The organism is Microbacterium sp. Beta (assembly GCF_005502545.1).
Lineage (GTDB): Bacteria > Actinomycetota > Actinomycetes > Actinomycetales > Microbacteriaceae > Microbacterium > Microbacterium oxydans.
The window spans coordinates 1-5413 of record NZ_SCOG01000049.1 but is presented as its reverse complement, the minus strand read 5'-3'; the positions used below and the strand labels follow the sequence as shown (position 1 = coordinate 5413).

Below are 5413 nucleotides of genomic sequence, written 5' to 3'. Positions count from 1 at the left end.
GTGTCCTTCGCCTCCCCCTGCGTGCTCCCCCTCGTGCCCGGCTACCTCGGCTACCTCACCGGCACCACCACCACCGCGGGGGTCTCCCGGTGGCGGGCGCTGGCCGGGACCGGACTGTTCACCCTCGGCTTCTCCGTCCTGTTCATCGGCTACGGGGCCGCGTTCGGCGCCCTGGGGGCCTGGCTCATCCGCTGGCAAGATCTCCTCACCCGCATCCTCGGGATCGTGGTCCTGCTGATGGGGCTCGTGTTCCTCGGCGTGTTCCGGCTCTTCCAACGCACCGCGAAACCCGCCATCCACCCACCCAGCGGGCTGGCCGGAGCTCCCCTGCTCGGCATCGCGTTCGGGCTCGGCTGGACCCCGTGCCTGGGCCCCACCCTCGCCGCGATCTCCGCCCTCAGCCTCACCACCGGCAACCCCGCCCGCGGCGCCCTCCTCGCCGTCACCTACTGCCTGGGCCTGGGGTTGCCCTTCATCGCCGCCGCCGCCGGCCTGAACTGGGCCACCGGAAGCATCACGTTCCTGCGCCGCCACATCCGCACCATCAACATCACCGGCGGGGTCCTCATGATCGCCACCGGCATCGCGATGATCAGCGGAGCCTGGACACTCCTCACCTCCAGCATCCAGAACCTCATCGGAGCCACCGTGCTCCCCCTCTAACACACCTCTAACACCCCGCTGCCGCCGGGAGCGGGGCCATGGCGTTAGCCGCCAGGGCCGGACCGGCTCCCTGCCGCATCACAGAAAGGACAGACCATGCGACCACACGGCAGCCGTGACCGCGCCCCCATCCCGTCCGAGCCGGACCCGGCCCGCGGTTCCCCGGCGCTGGGGGCAGGGGGCGTCTGGGTCGCCGCAGCGGCCGCGGCCGCCGGGGTTGGGTCGGCGTATTGGGACGACTCCTGGCACACCACCCTCGGCCGGGACAGCACCTTCATCCCTCCGCACCTGCTGCTGTATGCGTCGATCCTCACCGTCGGGGTCGTGATCGCCGGCTGGGGGTGGCGGCGGCTGGCCGCGACACGATCCGTGGCCGCCGTGTTCCGCACTCCCGGGTTCGCCCTCGCGGTCGCTGCGGCGGTCGCGACCGCGGCGGCCGCGCCCGCCGACGCGTTCTGGCACACCGCGTTCGGGCGTGACGCGGTGCTCTGGTCGCCCCCGCACCTGCTGTCGGTGATCGGCACCCTGTGCGTGCTGATCGGCCTGCTCACCGGCACCGACCGGCACGTGCCCGCCCCGCCGCGGATCGCCCTGGCCGCAGGCGTGCTGGGGGCGGCGCTGATCATCGTGATGGAATACGACACCGACGTGCCCCAGTTCACCGAGACCCTGTACCTGCCGCTGCTGCTGGCGACCACGCTCGGCGCGGCATGGGTGATCACCACCCTGGTCCCCGGCCGCACCCGCCTTGTCCTCGTCGTCGCCGTGTACCTGGTGTTCCGGGTGGTGCTGTGGGTGCTGCTCACCACCTCTGGGTGGCTCGCCCCCGACCTGCCGGTCGCGGTGGCCGGGCTCTTCCTGCTGGCCCTGCCCGTCCCCCGGTGGCGGTGGCCGGTGGCCGCCCTCGCCGTGACCACCCTGCAACTGCTGGCCTCCGGGACCGGGATCAGCAGCGTCCCACCCACCCCCGTCGCCTGGTCCGCCGTCGGCACCACCACGGTGATCATCGTCAGCATGATCGCCCTCACCGTGCGGCCGGGGACTCGCCTCCGATCCGGCGGCGCGGCCGCGGCCCTCACCCTTCTGCTGGTCGCCCTCGCCCCGCCCCCACCCGCGCAGGCGCACGACCCCGGCCAGGGCACCGCCTACGGCACCGCACAGATGACCGTCACCGGCGACGGCACCGGGCAGCTGACCGTCACCATCACCGGCATCCGCCTCACCGACGACACCGACCTCACCCCGTCCCGTCTGGTCGCCCGCCGCACCGGAGAGGACCTCACCGCGCCGCTGCGCGCACAACCCGGCACCCCGCCTCCCGGTACCTTCACCGGGGAACTGGCACTGCCGTCACCGGGGCTGTGGTTCGTGTACGCCCAGTTCGCCACCGGCGAACGCACCCTCGAGGTGTGGGTGCCCGTCGATCAGCAACTCACCGGCCCGCAGAGCCAGCAGCGCAACCTCTACCAGCCCGTCACCGCCCTCACCCCGTCACCGGGGCAGATCATCCTCGGCGCCGTGCTCCTCGCCGTCTCGACGGCACTCACGGTCGCCGCGGCCGTCACCGTCGCCCGCCGCCGACGCGTCCTCCCTCCCGCGACCACCTGACCACGGCGAGGTCACCGCGCCCCGTTGCGGGCGGGCGGGCGATCTCGGCCTCCGGCAACCGAAACGGTCGGGCACGATGAGCTGGGCACCCCTGGCATCCGCCTGCTGTGCTGCCGGAGGGCGCGGACGTGACTCGACGCGGCAACGGCGACCACAACGGCGGCGGTTCTTCGGTTCGTGGGGTTATTCGGTGACGTTGATGATCATGGTCAGGCCGCCAGCGCCGTCGGTTTCGACGTTGTTGTTGGTGGTGTGGTGGTTGATGTGGCAGTGGATGAGCCACTGGCCGGGCTCGAGCGCGTTCCAGAGCACGTCGTAGCGTTGTCCCGGCCCGACGTTGATCGTGTCGGCCTGGAACTGCTGCGCCGTGGTGAGGGCCGCCCCGTCGCGGGCGACGACGGTGAACGGGCCGCCGTGGATGTGCATCGGGTGGATGTCGTTGGTGTTCGAGCCGATGAACCGCACCCGGAGGGTCTCCCCCACCTTCATGTCGATGGTCTCGGTGGCCGGGTACGCCTTCCCGTTGATGGTGAAGTAGTTCGGCATGCCCCCTTCCATCGGCATCGCCGGATAGGTCAGCCCCTCCCGGGACAGCCACTCCTGCAGCTGGATCGTGTACTCGCGATCGGCAGGCGGCTGCAGGCCAGGGTCGGCGGGGTCGATGATCAGCGCCCCGTACAGGCCGAGGGCCTGCTGCCGGTCGGCGTGATCGTGGGAGTGGTAGAAGAACGTGCCCCACTGCTTCACCGTGTACTCGTACCGGTAGGTGTCGCCGGGTTGGATGGGATCCTGGGTGATCCCGGCGGGCCCGTCCATCTCGTTGGGCACGTCCAGGCCGTGCCAGTGCACGGTCGTGGACTCGTCGAGCTCGTTGGTCACGTCGATGCGGATCCGGTCGCCCTGGGTGACCTGCAGCCGAGGCCCCGGGATCTGCCCGTTGTACGCGTACGCGTCGACGGTGACGCCGGGGAGGATCTCCCAGCGGATCTGCGACACGGTCAGCTCGAAAACCTTCACCCCGTCCTCGATGCGGGCAGGTTCCAGCACCTCATCACCGCGGGTGTCCACGTCGTACGCGGCGGTCGCGGCCCGCGGGTCGACGGCGGCCATGTCCCGCATCGCCTCGGCGGGAGTGTCACGGGTCATGATCATCCCGGGCGGCATGATCAGCCCACCGACGTCGTGCGCGCTCAGAGTCATGTTGACGGCGTTCGCGGGGGCGACCATCCCGACCACGAGCGCGATCGCGGAGAACGCGCCGACCACGGTCAGCTGCGGCACGGTCACCCGGCCGGCGCCAGACGGCTGGTGCGCCTCATGCCCCGACCCCGGCGATGACGCACCGCCCGCCGCCTGGTCGTGGCCGGCGTGCGCCTCCGGCGGCTGCGGGTTGTGCTGCGCGTGCGCGTCGTGCTCCTGGGGGTGGCTGGCGGGCTGGGGGCGGACGGTCATCAGGCCGTGCTTGAGGCCCTTCTTCACCATCCACACGTTCACGGGGTAGGCGAGCACGAACCCGACCGCGATCCCGAAACTCATCACCGCCCAGAACAGCAACTCGGTGGGCAGCATGGCCCGCATGTCGCGGCCCATCATCAGCAGCGACATCACCGGCGCCATGCCCGCCATCATCAGGTTCATGCTGATGAACTCGGGCAGGAACGAGCGGCGCACGTTCTGCCAGTAGCTGCCGCCCATCATGTTCTTCATGAACAGGGCCTGGAACACGAACAACCCGAACGCGAACCCGGCGGCGTACTCGATGATCAGATCCAGCCACATCGGCAGGCCCAGCGACGCGACGACGACGGCGGCGACGATGATGCCGGTGGCATCGCCCGCGACGCAGTGAATGGTCGAGCCGATGCCCTGCTTCCACAGCGGCCGGGTGAACTCCTCATGCTCTCCCGGCCGTGGCTCCTTGTCCGCGAGCACATACAGCAGCGCCCCGATCGGCCCCAGGTAGAGGGTGACCAGGATGAAGCCCCACTTCATCACCGCCGGCTCCGGGTTGTGACGGAACTGGTCCACCCCGACCCAGACGGTGCTGATCGCGACCAGCACGAACCAGGCGACCAGGAAATAGTCGATCGGTTGAATCAACCTCGCCCGCCTCTCCCTCGCACACGACTCCCCACACCTTATACCTCCTATGGGTATTCTTTCAATCGGCGCCGCCTCGGGTGCCGACGGGTGCACGTGCCCGGTGGGGCGAACCTGACGCAGCCGAGACGATCGCGGCGGAGTTCAGCGACCCGTGCCGTCCTCAACGGCGCCGCCGAAGAAGTCCGCACCGGCAGACTCGACCCCGACGGCATTACGGCGATCCTGCTGCCCGCCTTCACCGACACCACGGCACCCCGAGGGCACTGATCCTTCCGCTCAGGAGACGGACGTCGTTCGGCGATAATCGAGAACGACGTGCCGGTGGACGCGATGTGGCTGCTCTGTCGGCGAAGGCGTGGAGGGCCTGCGGCCGGGCGGGATCCGGGAGACGCAAAGGTTGGATTGGTACAGTGAGGGACTATGCCCCGCGACCCCCGATCCCGGCCCGACCGGGTCATCGCGGCGGGGTGGTGGTCGGGGCGGCTGCTGACCATCCTGGGCCTGGCACTTGTGCTCATCATCGGCGGCTGGACCACCTCCCACACCACGGCTGACGCGCACGCCGACACCAGTGCGGGCTCCCCCGTCGCGACCGGCTCTACCCCAGACTCGGGGGCACCGGTGGAGGGCCGGACGGCGTCGTCCTCTGCGGGGGTGTCCGTCGATGCGTCCGGGGCGTGGGGGTGCCTGATCGGGGTGGTGTGCACGCTGCTGGTACTGGCGGCCGTGACGGGGTTGCGGTTACAGAGCCGGCTGCGGATACTGCGGGTATCCCGTCCGGTGCGCGCGCCGCTGCTGGTGCCGGTGCCCGTGTCGCGGCGTCCGGCCGCGCCCTCACTGCTGCTGTTGTCGATTTCCCGAACCTGAGATCCGGCATGCCGCCCACCCATGGGCGGCATCTTCCCGCCCGCCCGTGTGCGGGTGCTGTGTGATGCCGATTTCTAGGTTTGGAGAATGTCTTGACGACCCGTATCACGGCGGCCCCCGTCGCCGGTCCAGTGCCGACGGCTGCGGCCGGTCACCGCCGCCCACCCGGCCC

The 5413-nt window shown here is 70.4% G+C and carries 4 protein-coding genes; 3 read left to right on the top strand and 1 reads right to left on the bottom strand.

Features of this window, described 5'->3' with window-relative positions; genetic code table 11:
- Both FFS56_RS20285 and FFS56_RS20280 read left to right on the top strand, forming a co-directional pair.
- Nucleotides 1–663 (top strand): cytochrome c biogenesis CcdA family protein (locus tag FFS56_RS20285; protein ID WP_137772342.1); only part of this gene is annotated, 663 nt, incomplete at its 5' end.
- Nucleotides 664–759: 96 nt separating this feature from the next.
- Nucleotides 760–2271: a hypothetical protein gene (locus FFS56_RS20280; protein ID WP_060960783.1), complete on the top strand. Its 1512-nt coding sequence runs from the start codon at nucleotides 760–762 to the stop codon at nucleotides 2269–2271.
- 183 nt (nucleotides 2272–2454) lie between these two features.
- On the opposite strand, the gene FFS56_RS20275 is transcribed toward FFS56_RS20280, so the two are convergent.
- A complete protein-coding gene (locus FFS56_RS20275; RefSeq protein WP_127012865.1) occupies nucleotides 2455–4371 on the bottom strand; it encodes a multicopper oxidase domain-containing protein in 1917 nt (638 codons plus the stop codon).
- Nucleotides 4372–4794: 423 nt separating this feature from the next.
- Between FFS56_RS20275 and FFS56_RS20265 the strand changes: the two genes are divergently transcribed.
- Nucleotides 4795–5241 carry a hypothetical protein gene (locus FFS56_RS20265; RefSeq protein WP_056518817.1) on the top strand — a complete coding sequence of 149 codons (447 nt, stop codon included), beginning with the start codon at nucleotides 4795–4797 and terminating at the stop codon, nucleotides 5239–5241.
- Nucleotides 5242–5413: the final 172 nt, after the last annotated feature.